Here is a 23,131-nt window from a genome sequence, read left to right on the forward strand (position 1 = left end):
GGGACTAGTCCTTGAGCTCCGGCGGAAGCTTGCCGCCGTTGGCGGCGAGTTTCGTCATCACCTGCTTGTGCAGCCAGATGTTCATGCTGGCGGAATCGTTGCTGTCGCCGGTGTAGCCGAGCTCCTTCGCCAGTTCCTTGCGCGCGGTGAAGCTGGAATCGATATCGAGCGCCTTCATCAGATCGACGATCGAAGTCCGCCATGCCAGCTTTTCACCCTTGGCCTTTACCGCAGCGTCCAGGATCGGCGCGACGTCGACGGTGGCAGCGGGCGCAGCCGCCGATCCGCCTGATCCGGCAGCCGTGCCGCCGCCCGCAGGAGCCGCATCGGCCTTGGTGCCAAAGATCGCGCTCATGATTTTTCCGAAAATGCTCATGGTTTTCTCCTGAAAGAGTTACGGACAGCCCGTTCGGACCTTAGCGCCCCCGCCGAGGCTTGCCAATGCAGCATTCACCGAAGCGTGAGCGACGGCGCGGATGATTGGGAGTACGCTCATGGTTCAGTTCGCGACATGGCCTGCTCTGGTTTCCTGTCTTCGCGTCTGGCCCTGATCGTGATCGTTTTCGAAAAGACGGCCTGAGCGCCCGCAACGGCGTGACATCCGGCTGTCACACAAGGGAGACGACGACCATGGCCACGCCATATCCGGGCAATGCTCCCGGCAATGCCACGCCGCTGGCTGCAGAAGATAGCGCAGCCGCCCCCGTCATCCGAACCATCGGCCTGTCCGACCTGCAGCGGGCACTGCGACTCGGTTGGGAAGACTTCAAGGCCGTGCCCAGCCACGCCATCATTCTCTGTGTGATCTATCCGGTGCTCGGACTGGTGCTGGCGCGCACCGTGCTCGGCTATTCCGTTCTGCCGCTGCTGTTTCCGCTGGCGGCCGGCTTTGCCCTGCTCGGCCCGTTCGCGGCCCTCGGTCTCTATGAACTGAGCCGCCGCCGTGAGCGCGGCGAACAGGCCTCCGCATGGGATGCGGTCGAGGTGCTGCGTTCGCCGTCGTTCGGCGCCATGCTCGGGCTCGGCACGCTGCTGCTGGCGCTGTTCGTGGTCTGGGTGGCAACCGCGCAGGCGATCTATGTCGCGGCGTTCGGTTACGAGGCCGCGGCCGGGATTCCGGATTTCGCGCGGCGCGTGCTGACGACGTCGCAGGGATGGTGGCTGATCGTCGTCGGCTGCGGCGTCGGCTTCCTGTTCGCGGTGGTGGCGCTGTGCGTCAGCGTGGTTTCATTCCCGCTGATGCTCGAGCGTCACGCCGGTGTCGGCGACGCCATGGTCACCTCGCTGCGCGCAGTGGCCCGCAATCCGGTGCCGATGGCGGCATGGGGATTGATCGTCGCGGTGTTGCTGGTCGCGGGACCGCTGCCGTTCTTCCTCGGCCTCGCCATCGTCATCCCGCTGCTCGGCCATGCCACCTGGCACCTCTACCGCAAGGTGGTCGTGCCTGAACTCAATCCGCAACCGCTGCCGCCCCGCCCGCATCGCGAGCGCCGTCCGGCGGCGGATTTCCCGGCCAACCTGTTCCCGTGGAAGCGCAAGAACGACGCATAGCAGAGCGCCATCAAGCCGTCGGCCATTGTTGACCGGCGGCTTGACATGTCGGCGCTGCCCGAAGCCTTGTTTTGGCCGAGGTTACCGACGAAACTTCAAGACATGAGCTTTCGATATCTGTTCCGAGCCATCGCGCTCGGCGCCGTCCTGCTGACGCCGACCGCAGCCGCGTTGGCGGCGAGTTGCGGCACCGGCAGCTTCGAGGCGTGGCTCGGCGACTTCAGGACCGAAGCCGCGGCCAAGGGAATTTCGCAGTCCGCCCTCTCATCGGGCTTGAGCGGCGTCACGCTGGACAAGTACGTGCTCTCCCGCGATCAATCGCAGCGCGTCTTCAGCCAGAGTTTTGAGGAATTCTCCGGCCGCATGATCCCTCCCCGGCTTACGCGCGGCGCCAACATGTTGAAGCAGTATGGTTCGTTGCTCTCGCGCATCGAAAAGGACTACGGCGTGCCGGGCGAAGTGCTGGTGGCGATCTGGGGGCTGGAGACCGACTACGGCGCCAACATCGGAAAATTCCCGACGCTGCGCTCGCTGGCGACGCTGGCTTACGACTGCCGGCGCCCGGAGCTGTTCCGGGCCGAATTGATGGACGCGTTGCGCATCGTCGAGCGCGGCGATCTCGCGCCATCCGAAATGCGCGGCGCCTGGGCGGGCGAACTCGGCCAGACCCAGTTCATGCCGTCATCCTGGATCAAATACGCCGTCGATTTCGACGGCAACGGCCGCCGCGACCTGCTGCGCAGCGCCCCGGATGTGCTGGCGTCGACCGCCAATTTTCTCGCCGGCCATGGCTGGCAGCGCGGCAAGGGCTGGGATGCCGGCAGCGCCAATTTCGCGGTGATCCAGCAATGGAACAAGAGTGAGGTCTATTCGAAGACGATCGCTGACTTCGCGACCCAGCTTTCCCGGGCACCCTAGTTTAGCCTGCCAAGCACAAGAAGTGATTTTATATTCATAATCAGGCATGAAGCTGCATGCGAATCACGCATGCGTGTACCGTCCTGATCAAGCCTTGTGCACGCTGTTTTCGAGCTCATCGCATGTGCAAAGTTGGATCTCGTGCCCCTCGATCACCCAAAACTCGGTGGGTCTTTTGTGACAATCCCGTGATAAAATCGGAGTATTCTAACATCTTGGGCGTGACGGCCAGTCGCTTCCGCGCCTTTTGAAAGGTTAATCGATTCTTACCAATGCCATGCGTTTTTCACCTAGCTGCACCGCAACATCGGAACTTCTGCACTGCGGTATGTTCTTCTATATTCATTTCAACGATGAGGCTTCCTCCAAGAGCTGAATCGTAGATACAAGGAGACTACCCCATGTTGCTCTCGCTCATCCGCATGATCCAGGCGTTCCGGGACTATCAGCGCAATGTCAGCGAATTGTCCCAGCTCAGTGATCGCGAACTGTCCGATATCGGATTGGATCGCTCGGACATTCCGCGCGTTGCAGCCGGTACCTATAACGGCTGATTCGTTTCTCAGCTGACTGACGAACGGATAACGCCCGCCTCGCTGCGGGCGTTGTCGTATCGGCTGTGCATTCCACTTGGCCCGAAAACGCGCTACCTCTCTCGGCCATGAACGCCAGCAAATCTCCCACTGAAACCGTCCACATCATCGGCGCCGGCCTCGCCGGCTCGGAAGCGGCCTGGCAGGTCGCTAATACAGGCGTCGCCGTGGTCCTGCACGAGATGCGCCCTGTCAGGATGACCGAGGCCCATCGGACCGATGGCCTGGCCGAGCTGGTCTGCTCCAACTCCTTCCGCTCCGATGATGCCGCCAACAACGCCGTGGGGCTGCTGCATGCCGAAATGCGCCGGCTGGGCTCGCTGATCATGCGGGCCGCCGACGCCAACCAGGTGCCCGCCGGCGGCGCCCTGGCGGTGGACCGTGACGGCTTCTCCGCCGCCGTCACCAAGGCCCTCAACGAACATCCCCTGATCGAGATCGACCGTACCGAGGTCGGCGGCCTGCCGCCGGCCGATTGGGGCAATGTCATCGTCGCGACCGGCCCCCTCACCTCCGCCCCGCTCGCGGAAGCCATCCGCGAGCTATCCGGCGAGGACGCGCTGGCGTTCTTCGACGCCATCGCGCCGATCGTGCACCGCGATTCCATCGACATGTCGGCGGCATGGTTTCAGTCGCGCTACGACAAGGTCGGCCCCGGCGGCACCGGCGCCGACTACATCAACTGCCCCATGAACAAGGAGCAGTACGACGCCTTCGTCGACGCCCTGATCGCAGGCGAGAAGACCGACTTCAAGGAGTGGGAAACCAACACCCCCTATTTCGACGGCTGCCTGCCGATCGAGGTGATGGCCGAGCGCGGCCGCGAAACGCTGCGCCACGGGCCGATGAAGCCGGTCGGGCTTACCAATCCGCACGATCCGACCGTGAAGGCCTACGCCATCGTGCAGCTGCGCCAGGACAACAAGCTCGGCACGCTCTACAATCTGGTCGGCTTCCAGACCAAACTGAAGCACGGCGCCCAGCAGCGCGTGTTCCGCACCATTCCCGGGCTCGAGAATGCCGAATTTGCCCGGCTCGGCGGCTTGCACCGCAACACCTTCCTGAATTCGCCAAAACTGCTGGACACGCAGCTGCGGTTGCGCGCCGAGCCGCGGCTGCGCTTCGCGGGACAAATGACCGGCTGCGAGGGTTACGTGGAATCCGCCAGCATCGGGTTGATCGCCGGCCTCTACGCCGCCGCCGATGCCCGCGCCGCATCGCTGGCGCCGCCGCCTTCGACCACGGCGCTGGGGTCGCTGCTCGGCCACATCACCGGCGGCCATATCGAGACCATCGATGCCGGCCCGCGCTCGTTCCAGCCGATGAACATCAATTTCGGACTGTTTCCGCCGCTGGCCAGCGCTCCCACCAAAAAGCCCGACGGCACCCGATTGCGCGGCAACGAAAAGACCGTGGCCAAGAAGCAGGCGATGAGCGCCCGGGCGCTGTCGGATCTCGATCGCTGGATAGCCGATCACTTACGCGTTGCAGCGGCGGCGTGAGCATTTCATGAGTCTACCGAAAGAAGACGCCGCCGTGCTGTCGGCGCGCTGGACCGAAGGCGTGCTATTGAAGCGCGACGTGTTTTCAACCGTCGAGCGCGGCCGCTTTCGAGGGGATGCCGGCGAAGTCGACGCCGTGCTGCGCCGGCTCGATCAGGTGCCTTGGTGGTCCTGGCTGCCGGCGCGTCATCTGTTCGGACGCGAGGCCCGCGCGCTGGCGCTGGCGCGCAACCTCGATGTCGGGCCGGAACTGTTGTGGGCCGGCAAACAGGCGCTGGTGCGCGGCTTCATCAATGGCGTGGCGCTGCAAATGGCCAAGCCGCACGGCGACGCCGCCTATTTTCGCTCCGCCAAGCACGCGTTGCGGAAAATGCATCGCGCCGGCATCTGCCACAACGATCTCGCCAAGGAACAAAACTGGCTGCGCGGCACCGATGGCCGTGCCTATGTCACTGACTTCCAGCTCGCGGCCTGCTTCAAATCGCGCAGCAAGCTGTTCCGGATCGCGGCCTATGAGGATCTGCGGCATCTCCTCAAACACAAGCGCAGTTACGCGCCGGAGGCGTTGACGCCAAGCGAGCGCAAGATCCTCGCGCGCAAATCGGCTGTCGCGAGCCTCTGGCTGATGACCGGCAAGAAGGTCTATCGCGCCATCACCCGCGGCCTGTTCAATTTTACCGACCGCGAGGGCGGCGGCCGGCGGCTGGTCAACGACGCGCCGGTTCTGCTCGAACTGATCCGGAAAAATCCTGATGTCCGCGATGCCGCCATCGTCGCCTTCGCCGACCGCCGCACCGGCGTCGGGCTTTATGCGTTTGTGGAAGCCGATGGTACCGCGCTCGAGGAACGACTGCGCAGCGAGCTCACCGCCGCCAAGGGCCCCAAACCACCGGAACATATCCAGGTGGTGCAGGCGCTGCCGCGCGATGCCGCCGGCAAGCCCCGCACCGAGATTTTGCAACTCGTGGCGATGAACCAGCTCGATCTGATCGAGCCGATGATAGCCGGCGACGCCGACCGCGCGTTTTTGAAAAGCATTCTGGAGTCGCGGAAGAACTTGCGGGACCGGTTCAATTTCGAGGCGGGTGATTTGGCGCAAACGCCAACACACGCAACGGACGTCATCACCCGCGAAGGCGGGTGACCCAGTATTCCAGAGGCGCCTGAGATTCGATCGAGAGGCCGCGGCGTACTGGATCCCCGCATGCGCGGGGATGACGACCTGGGATGGCGCGACGTAGTGCACTCCCCTAAGCTTATGAGAACTCCCGCGACCTTGACGCCCGCCACAACGTCCACAGCGTCCGCAACCGCGACGTGACGTGTGGCTTGAATGGATCGTTGTCCGCCCGCGACATCCGCTGCAGGTCGCAGCGGACCAGCGCCAGCGGCAGGAACACCGGCCTTACCTCCGACGGCACCTGCGACAGCAACGCAAGCGCCGTCTTCAGATGACCCCGCGCCTCGGCGATCAATTGATCCAGCACCGCGCGCAGTTTCGGCGTCTCCTTGCCGGCAAACACCTCTTCCATCCCGACGCCGTGCTGCTGCAGCAGTTGCAGCGGCACAAACAATTGGCGCCGTGACGCATCCAGCGGCAGCGCGGCCATCACCTGGGCGATGCCCTGCGCCAGGCCGGCATGGCGCGCGAGGTGTTCGATCTCATCGGATTGGCGGCCGCAGATTCCGGCGCCGAGCGACAGCAGCGCGCACGCGGTATCGTTGATGTAGCCTTCCAGCGCCGCCATGGTCGGCATCGGATCGTTGTAGAGATCGAGCTGGTGCTCGTCGATCAGCCGCGACAACCGCTCGACCGGCAGACGGCAGCTGCGGATCGCCAGCATCAGTTCAGCCGCCACCGGATTGCCCTCGACCCCGCCATGGCTCGTGCCCGCCAACGTGTCGGTCCACCATTGCAGGCGCATTTCACCGGGCAGCGGCTGGCTTACCTGCTCACGCACCCGGGAAATTTCGGCATTGAAGGCATAGATCGCCAGCAGCGCGCGGCGCTGGTCGGACGGCATGAACAGGGTGGAGGCGTAGCGGGCGAAATCATGGCTGCGCACGAGATCAGCGCAGAAGGCCGCGGATTCCCGGTTGCCCTCCCCGCCGCTCATGGCACCGCGATCAGCGCCGCCGCGACGCGCCGGCGTTCACCGATCATGATGTTGTAGGTGGTGATCGCGGGGCCCGTCTGCATCGTGTCCAGCATCACCCTCACCGCGCGCAGGGCATCACGCAGCGCGGTTGGAGCCAGCCAGACGCCGGTACCGGTGCCGATGATCAGGGTATCGATGCCACCAGCCGCTTCAAATACGCGGGCCAGCGAGGCCCTGTCGATCTCCTCAGGCCGGGCGACCGGCCAGGCCCAGATCGCATCCGGCAGGCACAGCAGCGAGCCGCGGTGCGACATCTCGGCAAAGGCGAAGCCGCCCTTGCCGTAGGCCTCGATCGGCGCCGATCTCGGAAGATGCGGAGCGTCCGACGGAGCCGGCATCGTCACTTCCTGGACGGTTTTTCCGGCGCGTCCCGGTTAATCCCGACGCCGAGATAGATCAGGATCGGTGCCGCGATGAAGATCGAGGTGTAGGTGCCGACCAGCACGACGCCAAAAATCATCACGGCGGTGAAGCTGTGGATGGCATGGCCGCCGAACATGAACAGCGCCAGCAAGGCCAGCGTCACGGTGACGTGCGTGATGATCGAGCGCGACAGCGTCGAGTTGATGGACTCGTTGAGCAATTCCGGCATCGGCATCTTCTTGTAACGCCGCAGCATTTCCCTGATGCGGTCGTAGATCACGACGGTGTCGTTGAGGGAATAGCCCAAAATCGTCAGCAGCGCCGCGATACTGGTGAGATCGAAATCGACCTGGCTGATCGACATGAAGCCGATGGTGAGAACGATGTCATGGACGTTGGCGATCATGGCGCCGAGCGCGAACTGCCATTCGAACCGGAACCAGAGATAGATCAGGATGGCGAAGATCGCGAGCATCAGGCCCAGCATGCCCTTGGCCAGCAATTCGCCGGATACCCGCGGACCCACCACTTCGACCCTGCGGTATTCGACGGCCTCGCCGAGCGCGCCGCGGATTTTTTGCACGGCCACCTGCTGAGCGGCGTCACCGCCGGGCTGCTCGCCCACGCGGATCAGCACGTCGGCGGGCCCGCCGAACTGCTGCAGCTGAACGTCGCCGAGCCCGAGGCCGCCCAGCGTTGCCCGCATCGAGGCGATATCGGCCGTCCCTGATTTGGCCTGCACTTCCAGCAGCGTGCCGCCCTTGAAGTCGATGCCGAAATTCAGCCCGTGGGTGAAGAAAAGTACGATCGCGGCGATCGAGAGCAGCGCCGAAATCGGAAAGCTGATACGGCGAAAGCGGGTGAAATCGAACTTGGTGTCGTCGGGCACGATGCGCAGCGACGGCAGCCAGCCGAAGCAGGCGACCACCGTCAGCACGGCTATCAGGACGCCGAGTCCGATGAGAACGAGATTTGTCACAGCGGATGCATTCCCTAGATCGGCACGGTCTGCGGCCGCTTCCATCTCACCCAGGCCGCCACGATCAGGGCGGTGAGCGTGAACGCGGTAAAGACCGTGGTGATGATGCCGATGCCGAGCGTCACGGCAAAGCCGCGCACCGGCCCGGTGCCGATAAAGAACAGGACGGCGGCGGCGATGAAGGTGGTGATGTTGGAATCCAGAATCGTCGACAAAGCGCGCCGGAAGCCGGCATCGATCGCGTTGATCGCACTACGTCCGCCGCGCAATTCCTCGCGGATGCGCTCATAGATCAGCACGTTGGAGTCCACCGCGATACCGACGGTGAGCACGATGCCGGCGATACCGGGCAGCGTCAGCGTGGCGTTCAGCAGCGACAATATGCCGAAGATCATCGCCACGTTGATGGCGACCGCGATGTTGGCGAACACGCCGAACAGCCGGTAGGTCAGCAGCATGAAAACGATGACCAGGATCGAGCCGACATAGGCGGCGAGTTCACCCTTCTGGATCGAATCCTGACCAAGCCCGGGTCCGACGGTTCGCTGCTCGATGACCTTCAACGGCGCCGGCAGTGCGCCGGCGCGCAAGAGAATGGCGAGATCGTTGGCCGACTGCACGGTGAAGCTGCCGGAAATCTGACCCGACCCGCCGGTGATGGGTTCGCGGATGACGGGCGCCGAGATCACCTTGTTGTCGAGCACGATCGCAAAGCGTTGCCCGACATTTTCGGAGGTCGCTTGCGAGAACTTGCGCGAGCCCGACGTATTGAACTTGAAGCTGACGATCGGTTCGCCCGAACGCTGGTCGAAACCGGGCTGAGCGTCGGTCAGGTCGCCGCCGGAAACCAGCACCTGCTTCTTGATAACCTCGGGCGGCCTGCCCGCCTCCGTGCTCTGCAGCAGCTCCGAATCCGGCGGAATACTTCCCGCCACCGCTTGATCCGGCGAGATCGTCGCATCGACCATGCGAAAATCCATTTTCGCGGTCTTGCCCAACAGGTCGATCAGGCGTGACGGATCGCCCAGTCCCGGCACCTGCACCACGATGCGGTCCAGCCCCTGGCGCTGGATCAGCGGCTCCACGGTGCCGAGTTCGTTGACCCGGCGCTCGACGATCTGGATCGACTGTTCGACGGCCTTCCTGACGTGGTCGGTCACGGCCGCCGTCGGCACGGTCAGCCGGATCAGACCGCCGCCGGCATCGCTGACTTCGAGGCTGCGCTGGCCGCTGGACCCGAGCAAACCGCCGAGCGGCTGCGATAACTCGCGCAGTTTGGTGAGCGCCGTCGGCAGGTCGCCTTCCTTGGTGATGCGGACCTCGGCGTAATCCGTGCGGGCCGTGAGCCCGGTGTAGACGATCTTGTTTTCACGCAACACACGGCGAACATCATCGCGCACCTGGTCGACTTTGTCCTTCTTGACCGCATTGGCGTCGACCTCGAGCAGAAGGTGCGAACCGCCCTGCAGATCGAGGCCCAGCACCAGATGGCGCTGCGCCCAGAGCGGCCAGGTCTTGACCTGCGCTTCGGGAAAGAAGTTCGGAACGGCGCAAAGGCATACGATCAGCGCCGTGAGGATGATCGCCAGCGTCTTCCACCGCGAGAAATACAGCATCGAGTTGACCCGTCAAATCAGGAGCATGCGGCGCGCAAGAAGCTAGCTCGCGGACGTCTCGTCCTTGTCCTTGGCGGTTTCGGCCTTTTCCTTCGCCGGCTCGCCCTTGGCGCGCACGCCGGAAATCATCTGCCGCATCTGCCGCACGCGGACGCCGTCGGAGATCTCGAACTCGATCTGGTCGTCGTCGACCACTTTGGTCACTTTTCCGACCAGGCCGCCAGACGTGACGACCGTGTCGCCGCGGCGGATGTTCTTCACCAGTTCGGCGTGGTCCTTCACCTTCTTCTGCTGCGGCCGCAGAATCAGGAAGTACATGATCACGAAGATCAGCGCGAACGGCAGCAGCGACATCAACATGCTGTTGGTATCGCCGCCGGCCGCGGCCTGGGCAAACGCAGGAGTAATCAGCATTCGGACAATCCTCGTGAAACGGGGGTAAACCAGCGACCCATCGGCGTCGGGCCGGTTCGGTCAAATTCGCGCGGACTATAGCGGCCAGCGCCCCAATTGCAACGCTGCCAGCCCCCTCATTTGGCCCGCTTGCGGCCTTCCGCAAGGCCCGATATGGGTGCGTCGTCAGGAACCCCCAAGATGTCAAAAAAGCCCAGCAAAACAGGGTCTCGCGCCGCCTCCCGGGCTGGCCAGCGGAAATCGGCGAAGCCCGCGACAAAACGCCCGCCGGCCCCGCCAAAACAGGCCACCGACGAGCGGATCGCGCGCGCGCTCGAAACCATCGTGGCGCACCTCGCGGCCGCCTCGCCGGCGTCGAATGAGGCCTCCTCATTCGGCAGCGCCGACGCCTTCGTCTGGCACCCGAATGGACGGCTGGCGCCGGTGCCGCGTGTCAGCCGGGTCGAGCTCGGCCTGCTCAAGGGCATCGAGCGGGTACGCGATATCCTGATCGAAAACACCGAGCGTTTCGCCGACGGCCTGCCCGCCAACAACGTGCTGCTGTGGGGCGCGCGCGGCATGGGCAAGTCGTCGCTGGTGAAGGCGGCGCATGCCAATATCAACCTCGAGCGCAAGCCGGCGCGACGCCTGAAGCTGGTCGAGATTCACCGCGAGGACATCGAGAGCCTGCCGGCGCTGATGGACAGGCTGCGCCGCTCGGATTTCCGCTTCATCGTGTTCTGTGACGATCTGTCGTTCGACGGCAACGACGCCTCCTACAAGTCGCTGAAGGCGGTGCTGGAGGGCGGCATCGAGGGCCGCCCCGACAATGTGATCCTGTACGCGACCTCCAACCGCCGGCATCTGCTGGCGCGCGAGATGATCGAGAACGAACGCTCGACCGCGATCAATCCCGGCGAAGCGGTCGAGGAGAAGGTCTCGCTGTCGGACCGTTTTGGCCTTTGGCTCGGCTTCCATCGTTGCAGCCAGGATGAATACCTTGCGATGGTGAAGGGTTATTGCGCCCATTTCGGTATCAAGCTCGCGGAAGCCGAACTCGAGCGCGAGGCGCTCGAATGGTCGACCACGCGCGGCTCGCGATCGGGGCGCGTGGCCTGGCAGTTCACGCAGGAACTGGCGGGACGGCTCGGGGTGCGGCTGAAGCCGGACTGACCGCTGATACGTGTCCCGGACGCGGTGCAGCGTCCTCCCGGCGATGCGAAGCATCGTCCGGCACGCTGCTCCGCAGAGCCGGGACCCACCGGGTTCAAGATGGCCCCCGGATCAGCAGCGCACCGCCAATGGCGCTACGTCGGGGGAACGTCGTGAAAGCTAATCGGCGGGCCGTTCCGACCGCGCCAGCGGAATGATCAGCAGCCCGAGCACCGCCACCGCGGCCAGCAGAGCCCAGGCTTCATTGACACTGGTCGCAAAGGCGGCCTGCTCGATCATGGAAGCAGCCGTGGATAGATCCGTTGGAATCCGGTCGAGCCCGATCGCCTGCGCGGCCGTGACGTCACCCGCGATCAGGCGCTGGCGGATGGCTTCGGCATGTCCGCTGGTGCGTCCGTAAAGCACCGTATCGATCAACGCGATGCCGACCGCGCCGCCGAGGTTTCGCATCATGTTGAACAGGCCGCTGGCGTCCGGCACCTGCTTGTGCGGCAACCTCTCCAGCGCCATCCTGGTCGGCGGCAGCAGGCAGAACATCGCCGCGAAGCCGCGCAGGACCTGGGGCCAGAACATCTCGTCGAAATCGGCAGTGCGGCTTTCGAACGCGCTCATGCCGAGGCCGACGGCAAACAACGTAAATCCAAACGCCGACAGCCAGCGCGGACTGACCCGGCTCTCCAGCGCGCCGGCGATGGGCGCGGCCACCAATTGGGCTGCTCCCGTCACCAGCATGATCGAGCCGATCTGCAGAGGATCGTGCTGCCGGACATAGGCGAGAAATACCGGCATCAGATAGACCGCGCCGAACAATCCGACGCCGAGGCAGAAGCTGAGCCCGCAGCCGACCGCAAACGACGGCACTTTCAGCGTCGTCAGTTCGACGATCGGCTGCACCGCCTTCAGCGTTCGCATGGCGAACGCCGTCGTTGCGGCCGCGCAAAGCGCGAACAGACCGAAGCAGACGGCGGAGAACCAGCCATTGTGCGGCGCCTGCTTCAAGCCGATCTCGAGGCTCGCCAGTGCCACCGCCATCAGCGCCAGCGACATTGCGTCGAAATGCTTCAGCTGGTTCAGTCGGGGCCTGCCCCGCGGCAACAGGAATGGTGTCGCGATCACCGCGATGACGCCTGGAACCACATTGACCAGAAACAACCAGGGCCACGAATAATGGTGCGTGATCCAGCCGCCGACCACCGGCCCGATCGTCGGCGCCAGCACGGCCATGATGCCGGCGATGGTGCCGGCAATCGGATGGGCCCGCGCCGGAAACAACAGAAAGATGCCCGAGAACACGGCGGGGATCAGCGTGCCTCCGGCAAAACCCTGAAGGATGCGGAAGAACACCAGCGACGTGAAATTGGTAGAGAAGGCACAGCCGACCGACGTCACGGTGAAGATGAAGATGGCGATCACGAACAGCCAGCGCAGGGTGAGGACGCGCGTCAGCCAGCCGGTCAGCGGGATCGCCGTGATCTCGGCGATCAGATACGCCGTCTGGATCCAGCTCATGGCATCGGGCGAGATCGCGAGCGCATGCTGGATCGCCGGCAGCGAAGTCGCGACCACCTGAATGTCGAGGATCGCCATGAACATGCCGAGGCACATCAGGACGAAGCCGAACCAGGTGGCAATCCTTGCCGAAGTCGTGCGCCAGATCATGTGATGTCGCGCAATCATTGTCTCACGCGGCGCGTCTGAGGCGGTTTCAGCAAATTTGCTGACCGCATAAGCGAAGCGCTGAGAACTGTAAAAACCGAGGCCGGCAACGGCAGGCCTAATGGTCAGGGAAGTAGCCGACCGGCGTGGAAATGTACACCACTACGCCCGCACGGCTGGCGGGAACCGCGACTGTCGCGTCACAGTCCGTCGTCATCCCCCGCGAAAGCGAGGGACCCGGTACGCCGCGGCGCCTCGGCTCGAGCAGCCTGTGCCGGAAGACTTGTCGCCTCACGCCCCGTTGAGGAATTGAAGCGGGTCAACCGGTGAAGATCCCTTGCGGATCTCGAAGTGGAGCTGCGGCGACCCCACCTCTCCCGACTGACCCGACTTGGCAATGATCTGGCCGCGCTTGATCGTGTCGCCGCGCTTCACCATCAGTTCACTCGCATGGGCATATGCGGTGACGTAACCGTTGGAGTGCCGAACCAGAACGAGATTGCCGTAACCCTTGAGTTCATTTCCGGAATAGGCGACGACGCCATCTTCCGCCGCCTTGACGGGCGTGCCTTCCGGCACCGCCAGATTGATGCCGTCATTCGCCTTGCCGTTGGTCTTGGCGCCGTAGCTCGTGATCACCTTGCCGCGTACCGGCCAGCGGAACGTCGGCAGCGCGCCGGTTGCTTCACTGGCTTTGACAGGCGCTTCAGCCGCGGGCGCTTCTTCGACCTTGGCGGTAGCCGAAGCGAGCCGCGCGCTTTGCGGCTGCGGGCCCAATGCAATCGTTCGGGTGACCGGCGCCGCCAATGTACCGGGCTGCGCGGCAGCCACGGCAACCGGCTGGGCAGCAGGTCCCGCCGCCGCGGTTTTTGCGCCGGGCACGGTCAATTTCTGACCGAGCTTGAGTCTGGACGAGGAGTCGAGACCGTTGGCCCTGGAGAGTTCCGCGGCGGTCACCTTGTTGCGACGCGCGATGCTGAGCAAGGTGTCGCCGCGATTGACGACATGAACCGTCGGCGCGGCAGCCACAACAGGCTTGCTTGCAGGCGCCGCCACGGCCGGTGCAGGCGCAGCAACAGCCGCGGTCTGACGCGGAATGATCAATTGCTGGCCAGGCGACAGTGCGCGCGGTCCCTTATAGCCATTGGCCTGCAGGATCGCGGCGGAGGAAACGTTGTAGCGGCGCGACAATGTATCGAGCGTGTCGCTGGTGCCGACGATGATCGTGGTGCCGGCTTGAGCAGGCGGGCGAACGGCCGCGACCGAGCGCGGGGCGACGGTAGCCGTTGTCTCCAGCGGCTGATGCGTCGGCGGCGCATAAGAGGACAGACCGCGCCCTCCCCCGGACACGCCGGAATGCGCGGTCGGATAGGATTGCGGTGCCGAGATCGGCGGCGGCAGCGGCTGTGACTGGTATTGCGCTTGCGGGCGGGAATATTGCGGCAGCTCGCGACGTTCGACCGCGGGCGTCCGCACCGCGCTGGTAGTATCCGGTTGTGACGCAAAGGGATTGGAGAGGTTGTTTTGCGACAGCCGCGTCTGCATGTCGGCGCTGCAGCCGGCAAACCCAAATGACATCAGCGCCAGCGCCGCGACGTGCGGAACGCGACGCGAGTAAAGCAACTCGACGACACGGGACATGGTTACTCACTCGTACGCAACAAATTACTGATTTGAGTAAACACGTCCCCAGTAAACAACCGCTTAACCCTGAGAATAAGACGTTGGCGGAACAGCCGATCCAGCCTTAACTCCCTCATGGTGAGGAGTGCGTCCGGGCAGCACTTGCGCCGCCGGGACGCACGTCTCGAACCATCTGGCACCGTGCCTGATGCCATCCTTCGAGACGCATCGCCGTTGGCGATGCTCCTCAGGATGAGGGGGAAATGAGCTACAGTTCGCGGGCGATCCCGGGCAGCGCCGGCACGAACCGCACGTCCACCAGCGCCTTGCGCTCCAGACCGGCCTCCGTCCTGGTCAGGCGGATCAGGGTCTGGGTGCCCTGATGCGGCCCGACCGGGGCAATGAGGATGCCGCCGGGCTCCAGCCGCTGCGTTAACGCCTCGGGGACCAGCTCCATCGCCGCCGTCACCATGATGCGGTCGAAATTGCCGGCGCCGGCGGGGATATCGAAGCCGTCCCCCAGCAGCACCTCGACATTGTTGCATCCGAGCTTCTCCAGCCGCGCCCGGGCGCTGTCGGCGAGCGTCCGGTAGCGCTCGATCGACAGGACATGGCCGCAGAGCCGCGACAGGATGGCAGCCTGGTATCCAGAGCCGGTGCCGATCTCCAGCACGCGATGATGCTTCTGCAGCTGCAGTTGCTCGGTCATGTAAGCCACCACGAACGGCTGGCTGATGGTCTGGCCGCAGGCGATGCCGAGCGCGCTGTCGCGCCAGGCGTAGGCGCGATCGGCCGGCTCGACGAAGACGTCGCGCGGTATCGCCTCCATGGCGCGCAGCACCGCCTGATCGCTGATCCCGCGCCGCCGCAGGCTGAGTTGAAACGTCATCTTTTCCGGCGGTTCTTGAACGATGGGCATCTCGGACTCGCAGGGCTCTACCGAGGCACCCTAGCGCGCCCCGGCCGGACAGTTCGATGCAATATAGAATGCAAGTTTCTCTGCCAATCCAGGTTCCCGTCAGGGAACCCGGCGTGCTAGCTTGGCGTTGGCTGACCGGACAATCAACCAGCCGTGCAACCTGCCATGGCCGGCAACGGCGCGGGTGGCGTGGTGCACGTTGACATTGCGCCTGACAGCGTTATTTGCGATCTTTACCGTGGGACGGGCTAGGACATCATCATGACTGCGACGCGGCTCCCGCGGGGTTCAGTGTTTCTCGTCGAGGACGAGGTCATGATCAGGATGATGGTCGCCGACATGCTGGAGGAGCTGGGCTACACCGTCGCGGCCGAGGCCGGCGAGATCAACGAGGCGATCAGGCTGGCGCAGTCCGCCCATTTCGACCTCGCCATTCTCGACGTCAACGTCAACGGCAAGGTGATTTCGCCGGTTGCCGAACTGATCAAGGCGCGCAACCGTCCATTCATCTTCGCGACCGGCTACGGCTCCTCGGGTCTTCCGGAGGAATATCGCGACCGCCCGGCACTGCAAAAGCCCTTCCAGCTCGAAACCCTGGCCAAGATGATCGACGCCGCGCTGAAAAGCGCGACGGTCTAGAGCATCACTCGCCGTTATTTCAGCGTCGCCGTCAGCGCTTCCGAAAACTCATCGTTGGTGCGGTCGAGCCGCAGTGGCGTCACCGAAACATAGCGCGCCGCCAAAGCGGCGAGATCGGTGCCTTCGGCCGGCGTATCCATCATGGCCGCGCGTTCGAAGCCGATCCAGAAGTAAGGATTGCCGCGGCCGTCATGGCGCTTGTCGACCTTGAGAAAACCGAGATTGCGCTTGCCCTGCCGGGTCACGCGCACGCCCCTGACCTCTTCGGGCGCACAGGCCGGAAAATTGACGTTGATCACGGTGTTCCTGGGCACGCCGGCGTCGATCACCTTGCGCAGGATTTGCGGGCCGAATTTCAGCGCAGTTTCCCACAGCGGCTTGTCGCGCGTCTCCAGGCTGAATTCCTGGCTCAGCGCGAATGATGGGAGCCCGAGGATCGTGCCTTCCAGCGCGCCCGCGATGGTGCCGGAATAGACGACATCCTCGGCGACGTTGCGGCCCTTGTTGACGCCCGACAGCACGAGATCCGGCATGGTGGCGCCCAGGATGTGGCGCGCGCCCATGATCACGCAATCGGTCGGCGTGCCCCGCACCGCGAAATGCCGCGGGCCGACTTCGCGCAGCCGCAACGGATCGTTCAGCGACAGCGAATGCGACACGCCGGACTGATCGAGCTCCGGCGCCACCACCCAGACGTCCTCGGACAGCGCACGCGCGATCTGCTCGACGATCTTCAGGCCGGGCGCATGGATTCCGTCGTCATTGGTGCAAAGAATTCGCATGCGCTTGAGGGCCTTCCATCACGGTCGATATGCCCTCTTATCCGGCTATCGCGGCCGAGGCAAACCGGTGACGGGCGGTCATCTCGACCGAAAGCGCCGTGCGCTATTCGTCTTGCCTGATTTGCGGTTTATCGCGCAGCACCGCGTCCAGCAGCGAGCGATGAACCTCGATCTTGCCGTTGTAGTCGATGTAGCCCTTCTTCCTGAACTGGTTCATGAAGAAGCTGACGCGGGACCGGGTGGTGCCGATCATTTCCGCCAGGGTCTCCTGACTGAGGTTGATCGCGATCGGCCGTGCGCCGCCATCCTCGCCGAAATTGGCGAGCAGCAGCAGCAAGCGCGCCAGCCGCCTTTCGCTGGAATTGAACAGCTGGTCGATCAGGTCGTCTTCGATCCGACTGTTCCGGGACAGCAGATAGGCGATGAAGAACGTCGCAAACTTCGGCTCCGCAGTGAGCGCCGCGAGCATCGCCTGCTTGGTGATCGACGTGATCAGGCAATCCTCCATGGCATGGCCGGTCGTGGTGCGTATCGCCGCCCCTTCGAGACCTGCCTCGCCGAAGAACTGTCCTTCCGCGAAAATTCCGACCACCGCTTCCTTGCCATGCTCGGACAAGACCGTGACCTTGACCTTGCCCTTGTGGATGAAAAACACAGTGTCGGCGACGTCGCCCTGGCTGAATATCTTCTGGTTTTTCGCGTATTGCTCCGTCGCCCGGCCCGGCCCGTTCCGGCCAAGAAAAGCCTTCGGATCGAAGTCGCCCAGGGAAGCGCGGATTTCTGGTGCCGTGAGCATGGTGCTGGTCCAACAGGCGGGAGCGCAACACTCTCAGTCACCGGCGGAAGCCTGGGGCGGCGCGGTGATGTTCCATCTTATCCCTGTTATGTCGGGAAGACGACTTAAATCGCAACCATAAATGGTAAGTCGTCCCGGATATCGCCAAAATAGCGACAAAAAGCCTCATTCCCGGCAAGAACTGACCCCCAGACGGAGGAGCGCCGATCACATCCAGTTGAGCAATGTCAGGCGACCGTCCCCGAACCACGGAACGGCGAATCGGCCGATCGTTGCCGGTAGCTGGTTCAGTAGCGTGCGACCACGACAATGGCGGCGACAAGCAATGCCGCGATGAGGGAGAGTGCCCGATCAAGCCCCTTCGAACGAGGTTTCGCGGCGCTGGCATCGAGTGGAGGCATAACCCAAACCCTCAATGTGCTGGCTTACCTTTTCGCTGCGGTTTCGCGCCGGCGTCGAACTTCACGTTGGCGGCTTGAGCTCGCTGGCAAGCCAGCCCAGTACGTCTGAGGTCAGCGGGTCTCGCTCCACGACGGTCGTTTGAACCCGGCCGCACTTCTGGCACTCGAAGCTGTGGTAGTCGAAACCGGTAGGTCCCTGCTCCAGTTTCGACAGCAGCATGCGGTTCTGATGGCAATTCGGGCAGCGCGGTCGCTCGATCGCGGCAATCTGCGCTGACGATACCGGCTGATATTCGGGCATGTCGTACCTGGACCGATTTATTACCGAATCTGCCAGGAAGCAGACGGTGATGGTTGAGAATGGCCCTTCCCGCGACTCAGGCTGTGTTCAAAACCGCTCACTTTGAAAAACATTGAGAATTTTTGGGTGAACGGATTGAACGACGGCCCGCGATACTGCGATTCAAATGCCGGCCATTGGCCAGGACGCGGCAGTTAGGGGGCCGCTATCGCCGAACGCTCGCGCGCCAGGATCGCAGGAATTTGGCCGGCCAGCGTTCGATCCGCATGGCAAATCGTGGAACCAGCGGTTTCGGCGGCTCCGTCGGCGCGCCGCCGTTCAAGCCCAAGGTCAAGCTCAAGGTCAAGCTCAAGGCGCCCTCCTGCGCCGGCGGCTCAGGGGCTTTTCCGGGCGGCTGTGGATACCGCGCACGCGCTACCGAAAGCGCCTTGGCGAAATCCTCAGCGTTGAGCCATCCCCCGGCATTCAGGCTTTCCGGCAGACCGTCTTCCCACAGCCTGATAGCCTCGATGTCGAACTGGCCCTTCAGCCTTTGATCGACCGCCTGCATCCCGTAACCGGTGACGGCCCATTGCCGGCCGACCCAGTAGATGTCGCGGTGCAGGGCCATGGCCGGTCTTCGCTTCCCTCACGGGCGGGCTGCCCCCAGCGAAGATACCGGGCGCTGCTGCGCAGGCAACACCGGCCGCGCGGATTGTGCGAGGTATTCGTCCGAGGCCTATTGCTCGCGGGCGACGACCTTGACCCCGCCCATATAGGGCTGCAGCACGTCAGGCACGGCGATCGAGCCGTCTTCCTGCTGGTAGGTTTCCATGACCGCGATCAGCGCGCGGCCGACCGCGGTGCCGGAGCCGTTCAGCGTGTGCACGAAGCGCGGCTTGCCGTCGGGTCCGCGGTAGCGCGCGTCCATCCGCCTTGCCTGGAAATCGCCGCACAGCGAGCAGCTCGAGATTTCCCGGTAGGCACCGCCCTCGCCCTGGCCCGGCATCCAGACCTCGATGTCGCAGGTCTTTTGCGCCGAAAATCCCATATCGCCGGCACAGAGCGTCATCACGCGGTAATGCAAGTCGAGCCGACGCAGCACTTCCTCGGCGCAGGCCAGCATGCGCTCATGCTCGTCCTTGCCGTTTTCAGGCGTCGTGATCGAGACCAGCTCGACTTTCGTGAACTGATGCTGGCGGATCATGCCGCGGGTATCGCGCCCGGCCGCCCCCGCCTCGGCGCGAAAGCACGGCGTCAGCGCGGTCAGCCGCATCGGCAATTCCTTCTCGTCGAGAATGGATTCGCGCACGAGATTTGTCAGCGGCACTTCGGCGGTGGGGATGAGCCCGAGCCTTTCGCTCCTTAGCTTGTCCAGCAGATTGTCATCGGCGGCGGCCAGCGACTCTCCCTTGATCGCCCAGAACTGATCGTCTTCAAATTTCGGCAACTGCCCCGTGCCGTACATGACGTGATCGCGCACCATCAGCGGCGGATTGATTTCGGCATAGCCGTGTTCGTTGGTGTGGAGGTCGAGCATGAACTGCCCGATCGCGCGCTCCAGCCGAGCGAGTCCCTTTTTCAACACGACGAAGCGCGCGCCGCTCAATTTCGCCGCCGCTTCAAAATCCATGAAGCCGAGCGCGCCGCCGATGTCATCATGCGGTTTCGGCGCGAACGCATAATTGCGAATCTTGCCGAACACATGGCGCTGCACATTGCCGTGTTCGTCGACGCCCTCGGGCACCTCGTCCAGCGGCAGGTTCGGAATCGCGGCAAGCTCCCTGGCGAGTTCGTCGTCCGCCGTCTTCGCCGCCAGTTCGAGTTGCGGCATGGAGGTCTTGAGCTCGGCAACCTCGGCCATCAGCGCGCTCGCACGCGCGTCATCCTTCGCCTTCTTGGCGTCGCCGATTTCCTTCGAAGCGGCATTACGCCGTGCCTGCATCTGCTCTGACTTCAGGATCGCCGCGCGGCGCTTCTCGTCGATCGCCAGCAGCGACGCCGACAACGGCTCCAACCCGCGCCGCTTCAGGCCGGCGTCGAAAGCCTGGGCATTGTCGCGGATCGATTTGATGTCATGCATGGCGATTCAGTCCTGAGTCGGGCCGGCTAAAGCGGGCATCTGGTAACCCGGATAGGCCCCGCTTGTCATTGGGGCGACAAAGAGCGCCGAGCCCCTACTCCGCCGGATTGGCCTCGGGCGGCGGCGGGGTGGCGGGCGGCGCGGCGGCAGCGGTCGCCTTGGCGGCGGCGGCGGCCCGCTTCTCCACCATGACCACGGCCAGGATCGAGCCTTCGTACAGGATCATCAGGGGGATCGCGAGCGAAGCCTGGCTGATGACGTCAGGCGGCGTCAGGATGGCGGCGATGACGAAGGCGACCACGATGAAATAGCGGCGTTTTTCACGCAGCTGTTTCGCGGTGATGATGCCGATGCGGCCCAGCAGCGTCAGGATGACGGGCAGCTGGAACGCGACCCCGAACGCGAAGATCAGCGACATCATCAGCGACAGATATTCGCCGACCTTGGGCAAGAGCTGGATCTGCGCGGTCTCGTCGCCGCCGACCTGTTGCATGCCGAGCGAGAACCGCACCAGCATCGGCAACACAATGAAATACACCAGCAACGAGCCCAGCGCGAAAAAGAACGGCGTTGCGATCAGGTACGGCAAAAAGGCGCCGCGCTCGTGCTTGTAGAGACCGGGCGCCACGAACATGTAGATCTGCCCGGCGACGATCGGGAACGAGATGAAGGCGGCGCCGAACATCGCCAGCTTCAGCTGAGTCAGGAAATATTCCAGCAACGCAGTGTAGATGAATTTCGAATTTTCCGGGCCGGCGATCCAGACGAACGGCCACACCAGCACGTTGTAGATCTGCTTGGCAAAGAAGAAGCAGAGGATAAAGGCAAGGCCGAACGCCAGCAGCGCCTTGATCAGCCGCGAGCGCAGCTCGATCAGGTGATCCATCAGCGGCGCTTTGCTGGCCTCGATGTCCTCGGCACTCATGACGCTTTTGCGTCCTTCAGCACATCGGACGCGGACGGCGTGATGTCCTGCGGCGCGGGTAGCGCCGACACATCGCGCATGCCGAGCTGTTCGGGCATCGGGTGCGCCTCGGCCTCGGCAAAGGTTTGCGGCGTGGGAGGTTCGGGGGTGGTCGGCGTCATCGGCGCATCGGTTACGGACGCTACCTGGGCATCCCCCTCCGGCTTGTTCAGGTCGCCGATCTGGAGGGAATCGCTGACGTCCTTTTGGAGGGAGGTCATGACGTTGTTGCTGGCAAAGCCGGTGGCGGTTTCCTTGACCTCATCAAAAGTCTTCTTGAGGTCGGCCATTTCGGCCTCACGCATCGCCTCCTGGAACTGGCCCTGGAATTCGCCGGCCATCTTGCGGGCCTTGCCCATCCATTGGCCGACCATGCGCAGCACGCCCGGCAATTCCTTCGGGCCGATGGCAATCAGCGCGACAACCGCGATGACGACCAGTTCACTCCACCCGATGTCGAACATGAAAATTTCCGCTCGCGCGAGGCGATATTACCCCAATGCCTGGCAACAAGATTTGGAGCCGCCCCTCGTCTTCCTCAACCGGTCCTGCCGCACCCCTTGCCGTACCCTTGCCGCAAGGTCAACGCGCGGCCGGCTTGGCGCAGAATGCTCAGACAGCCTTGCTGCCGACATCCGAGCGGGCGGCCGAGGAAGGTGCCGCATTGTGATCGATCGTTTTGACCGGCTCCGGCGGCTTTTCAGCCGTCTTCTCATCGTCTTGCAGGCCCTTCTTGAAGGACTTGATGCCCTGCGCGACGTCGCCCATCAGGTCCGAAATCTTGCCGCGGCCGAACAGCAGCAGGACCACTGCGATCACGACGATCCAGTGCCAAATGCTAAGCGAACCCATCCTGCATCCCTCCAAACACGCGGCCGGCGACCCGGCCCAATCTTTCCGGAAAGTAGGCTCAGGGGGTGGCAAAAACAAGGACTTAAGCCGCGTCAAATCGGCGTTAACGCACTACCGTTAATCGCCATCGCCGACTCGGGGGCGCGCTGTCGCAAGCCGCTCGCGGATCAGCTTCCCTCGCCGGTCTCCGGCTCCACCGCAGGCGCCAGTGCGAGTTCCAGGTCGCCAATCTCCAGCGGATCCTCGTCCTCGCGCAGGGTCGGGTCATCCGAGGGTGTCGGAACGCTGAAGCCGCCAGGCAATCGCGAATCCAGCAAGCCGGTTCCCTTCAGCTCCTCAAGACCCGGCAGATCGCCCAGCGCCTCCAAGCTGAATTGCGACAGGAAGGCCTCCGTGGTCCCGAAGGTGAGCGGACGGCCCGGCGTCTTGCGGCGGCCGCGCGGACGAATCCAGCCGGTCTCCAGCAACACGTCCAGCGTCCCCTTGGAGGTAATGACCCCGCGGATATCCTCGATCTCCGCGCGCGTCACCGGCTGGTGATAGGCGATGATCGCCAGCATCTCGATTGCTGCGCGCGACAGCCGCCGCGTCTCGGTGCTTTCCCGCGTCATCAGCCAGGCGAGATCGCCCGCGGTGCGGAAGGTCCATTTGTTGGCGACGCGAACCAGGTTGACGCCACGCGAGGCGTAATCCGCCTGCAGCTGCGCCAGTGCGACCTTGATGTCGACGCCATCGGGCATCTTCTTGGCCAAAGCGGCCTGATCGAGCGGCTCGGTGGAGGCGAACAGCAGCGCTTCCAGCAGCCGCAATTCCTCCGGCCGCGCCTGCGGATCCACGGAAGGCTCCTCGGCATCGACTACGCGTTTTTCCGCCAGGCTAGCCATGGCTA

25 protein-coding genes are annotated in these 23,131 nt (G+C 63.8%); 7 read left to right on the plus strand and 18 right to left on the minus strand.

The features are described from left to right. Positions 1-4: 4 nt before the first annotated feature. Positions 5-376, minus strand: coding sequence for a DUF3597 domain-containing protein (locus tag Q7T45_RS20515; protein WP_304873084.1), 372 nt, complete (start codon positions 374-376; stop codon positions 5-7). A 254-nt stretch (positions 377-630) separates the two neighbouring features. Here Q7T45_RS20515 and Q7T45_RS20520 point away from each other — a divergent pair, with 254 nt between their 5' ends. The 5 genes from Q7T45_RS20520 to Q7T45_RS20540 all read left to right on the plus strand — a co-directional run bounded on the left by Q7T45_RS20520 (position 631) and on the right by Q7T45_RS20540 (position 5,708). After that, positions 631-1,551, plus strand: a complete 921-nt coding sequence (locus Q7T45_RS20520; protein WP_304873085.1) for a DUF2189 domain-containing protein — start codon at positions 631-633, stop codon at positions 1,549-1,551. A gap of 102 nt (positions 1,552-1,653) precedes the next feature. After that, the gene (locus Q7T45_RS20525; protein WP_304873087.1) at positions 1,654-2,469 is read left to right on the plus strand and encodes a lytic transglycosylase domain-containing protein; all 816 of its coding nucleotides are present in this window, start codon (positions 1,654-1,656) and stop codon (positions 2,467-2,469) included. A 401-nt stretch (positions 2,470-2,870) separates the two neighbouring features. Further along, on the plus strand, positions 2,871-3,023 hold the full coding sequence (locus Q7T45_RS20530) for a DUF1127 domain-containing protein (protein ID WP_304741478.1): 153 nt from the start codon (positions 2,871-2,873) through the stop codon (positions 3,021-3,023). Positions 3,024-3,130: 107 nt separating this feature from the next. Beyond that, on the plus strand, positions 3,131-4,564 hold the full coding sequence (gene trmFO / locus Q7T45_RS20535; protein ID WP_304873089.1) for a methylenetetrahydrofolate--tRNA-(uracil(54)-C(5))-methyltransferase (FADH(2)-oxidizing) TrmFO: 1,434 nt from the start codon (positions 3,131-3,133) through the stop codon (positions 4,562-4,564). Positions 4,565-4,571: 7 nt separating this feature from the next. After that, positions 4,572-5,708, plus strand: a complete 1,137-nt coding sequence (locus Q7T45_RS20540) for a serine/threonine protein kinase (RefSeq protein ID WP_304873091.1) — start codon at positions 4,572-4,574, stop codon at positions 5,706-5,708. Between the two features lie 112 nt (positions 5,709-5,820). Here the strand turns inward: Q7T45_RS20540 and Q7T45_RS20545 are convergent, their stop codons facing one another. Genes Q7T45_RS20545 through yajC form a run of 5 tightly spaced genes read right to left on the minus strand, consistent with a single transcriptional unit; the run spans position 5,821 to position 10,095 of the window. Beyond that, complete coding sequence (locus Q7T45_RS20545; protein WP_304873093.1) at positions 5,821-6,681, minus strand: phytoene/squalene synthase family protein; 861 nt, start codon at positions 6,679-6,681, stop codon at positions 5,821-5,823. Continuing rightward, positions 6,678-7,061, minus strand: a complete 384-nt coding sequence (locus Q7T45_RS20550; protein ID WP_304873095.1) for an Mth938-like domain-containing protein — start codon at positions 7,059-7,061, stop codon at positions 6,678-6,680. The genes Q7T45_RS20545 and Q7T45_RS20550 overlap by 4 nt, the downstream gene beginning before the upstream one ends. A gap of 2 nt (positions 7,062-7,063) precedes the next feature. Beyond that, the gene (gene secF, locus Q7T45_RS20555) at positions 7,064-8,065 is read right to left on the minus strand and encodes a protein translocase subunit SecF (protein ID WP_304873097.1); all 1,002 of its coding nucleotides are present in this window, start codon (positions 8,063-8,065) and stop codon (positions 7,064-7,066) included. 14 nt (positions 8,066-8,079) lie between these two features. Then, positions 8,080-9,681 carry a protein translocase subunit SecD gene (gene secD / locus Q7T45_RS20560; RefSeq protein WP_304873099.1) on the minus strand — a complete coding sequence of 534 codons (1,602 nt, stop codon included), beginning with the start codon at positions 9,679-9,681 and terminating at the stop codon, positions 8,080-8,082. A gap of 42 nt (positions 9,682-9,723) precedes the next feature. Further along, complete coding sequence (gene yajC / locus Q7T45_RS20565; protein ID WP_304741492.1) at positions 9,724-10,095, minus strand: preprotein translocase subunit YajC; 372 nt, start codon at positions 10,093-10,095, stop codon at positions 9,724-9,726. A gap of 180 nt (positions 10,096-10,275) precedes the next feature. Here yajC and Q7T45_RS20570 point away from each other — a divergent pair, with 180 nt between their 5' ends. Next, the gene (locus Q7T45_RS20570; protein WP_304873101.1) at positions 10,276-11,247 is read left to right on the plus strand and encodes an ATP-binding protein; all 972 of its coding nucleotides are present in this window, start codon (positions 10,276-10,278) and stop codon (positions 11,245-11,247) included. 159 nt (positions 11,248-11,406) lie between these two features. Here the strand turns inward: Q7T45_RS20570 and Q7T45_RS20575 are convergent, their stop codons facing one another. The 3 genes from Q7T45_RS20575 to Q7T45_RS20585 all read right to left on the minus strand — a co-directional run bounded on the left by Q7T45_RS20575 (position 11,407) and on the right by Q7T45_RS20585 (position 15,445). Further along, positions 11,407-12,906 carry a DHA2 family efflux MFS transporter permease subunit gene (locus Q7T45_RS20575; protein WP_304873103.1) on the minus strand — a complete coding sequence of 500 codons (1,500 nt, stop codon included), beginning with the start codon at positions 12,904-12,906 and terminating at the stop codon, positions 11,407-11,409. 288 nt (positions 12,907-13,194) lie between these two features. Then, a complete protein-coding gene (locus tag Q7T45_RS20580; RefSeq protein WP_304873105.1) occupies positions 13,195-14,544 on the minus strand; it encodes a peptidoglycan DD-metalloendopeptidase family protein in 1,350 nt (449 codons plus the stop codon). Positions 14,545-14,794: 250 nt separating this feature from the next. After that, a complete protein-coding gene (locus Q7T45_RS20585) occupies positions 14,795-15,445 on the minus strand; it encodes a protein-L-isoaspartate(D-aspartate) O-methyltransferase (RefSeq protein WP_304873106.1) in 651 nt (216 codons plus the stop codon). A gap of 261 nt (positions 15,446-15,706) precedes the next feature. Between Q7T45_RS20585 and Q7T45_RS20590 the strand changes: the two genes are divergently transcribed. After that, positions 15,707-16,084, plus strand: a complete 378-nt coding sequence (locus Q7T45_RS20590) for a response regulator (RefSeq protein WP_304873108.1) — start codon at positions 15,707-15,709, stop codon at positions 16,082-16,084. Positions 16,085-16,098: 14 nt separating this feature from the next. Here the strand turns inward: Q7T45_RS20590 and surE are convergent, their stop codons facing one another. The 9 genes from surE to scpB all read right to left on the minus strand — a co-directional run bounded on the left by surE (position 16,099) and on the right by scpB (position 23,126). Then, the gene (gene surE / locus Q7T45_RS20595) at positions 16,099-16,866 is read right to left on the minus strand and encodes a 5'/3'-nucleotidase SurE (RefSeq protein WP_304873109.1); all 768 of its coding nucleotides are present in this window, start codon (positions 16,864-16,866) and stop codon (positions 16,099-16,101) included. 103 nt (positions 16,867-16,969) lie between these two features. Further along, entirely contained in the window at positions 16,970-17,662 is a 693-nt protein-coding gene (locus Q7T45_RS20600) for a Crp/Fnr family transcriptional regulator (protein ID WP_304873110.1), read from the minus strand. Positions 17,663-18,124: 462 nt separating this feature from the next. Continuing rightward, positions 18,125-18,364: a response regulator gene (locus Q7T45_RS20605; protein ID WP_304873112.1), complete on the minus strand. Its 240-nt coding sequence runs from the start codon at positions 18,362-18,364 to the stop codon at positions 18,125-18,127. 205 nt (positions 18,365-18,569) lie between these two features. Continuing rightward, positions 18,570-18,974, minus strand: a complete 405-nt coding sequence (locus tag Q7T45_RS20610; protein ID WP_304873113.1) for a hypothetical protein — start codon at positions 18,972-18,974, stop codon at positions 18,570-18,572. A 108-nt stretch (positions 18,975-19,082) separates the two neighbouring features. Next, positions 19,083-20,426, minus strand: coding sequence for a serine--tRNA ligase (gene serS, locus Q7T45_RS20615; RefSeq protein WP_304873115.1), 1,344 nt, complete (start codon positions 20,424-20,426; stop codon positions 19,083-19,085). 94 nt (positions 20,427-20,520) lie between these two features. Then, positions 20,521-21,351 (minus strand): twin-arginine translocase subunit TatC, encoded by an 831-nt coding sequence (gene tatC / locus Q7T45_RS20620; protein WP_304873116.1) that lies wholly within the window; start codon positions 21,349-21,351, stop codon positions 20,521-20,523. Next, positions 21,348-21,854, minus strand: coding sequence for a Sec-independent protein translocase protein TatB (tatB, locus tag Q7T45_RS20625; RefSeq protein ID WP_304873118.1), 507 nt, complete (start codon positions 21,852-21,854; stop codon positions 21,348-21,350). The genes tatC and tatB overlap by 4 nt, the downstream gene beginning before the upstream one ends. Before the next feature lie 148 nt (positions 21,855-22,002). Next, on the minus strand, positions 22,003-22,242 hold the full coding sequence (locus Q7T45_RS20630; protein ID WP_304873119.1) for a twin-arginine translocase TatA/TatE family subunit: 240 nt from the start codon (positions 22,240-22,242) through the stop codon (positions 22,003-22,005). A 167-nt stretch (positions 22,243-22,409) separates the two neighbouring features. Next, complete coding sequence (scpB, locus tag Q7T45_RS20635; RefSeq protein ID WP_304873120.1) at positions 22,410-23,126, minus strand: SMC-Scp complex subunit ScpB; 717 nt, start codon at positions 23,124-23,126, stop codon at positions 22,410-22,412. Between the last annotated feature and the right edge of the window lie 5 nt (positions 23,127-23,131).

Source organism: Bradyrhizobium sp. (genome assembly GCF_030646015.1).
In the GTDB taxonomy this organism is placed as follows: Bacteria; Pseudomonadota; Alphaproteobacteria; order Rhizobiales; family Xanthobacteraceae; genus Bradyrhizobium.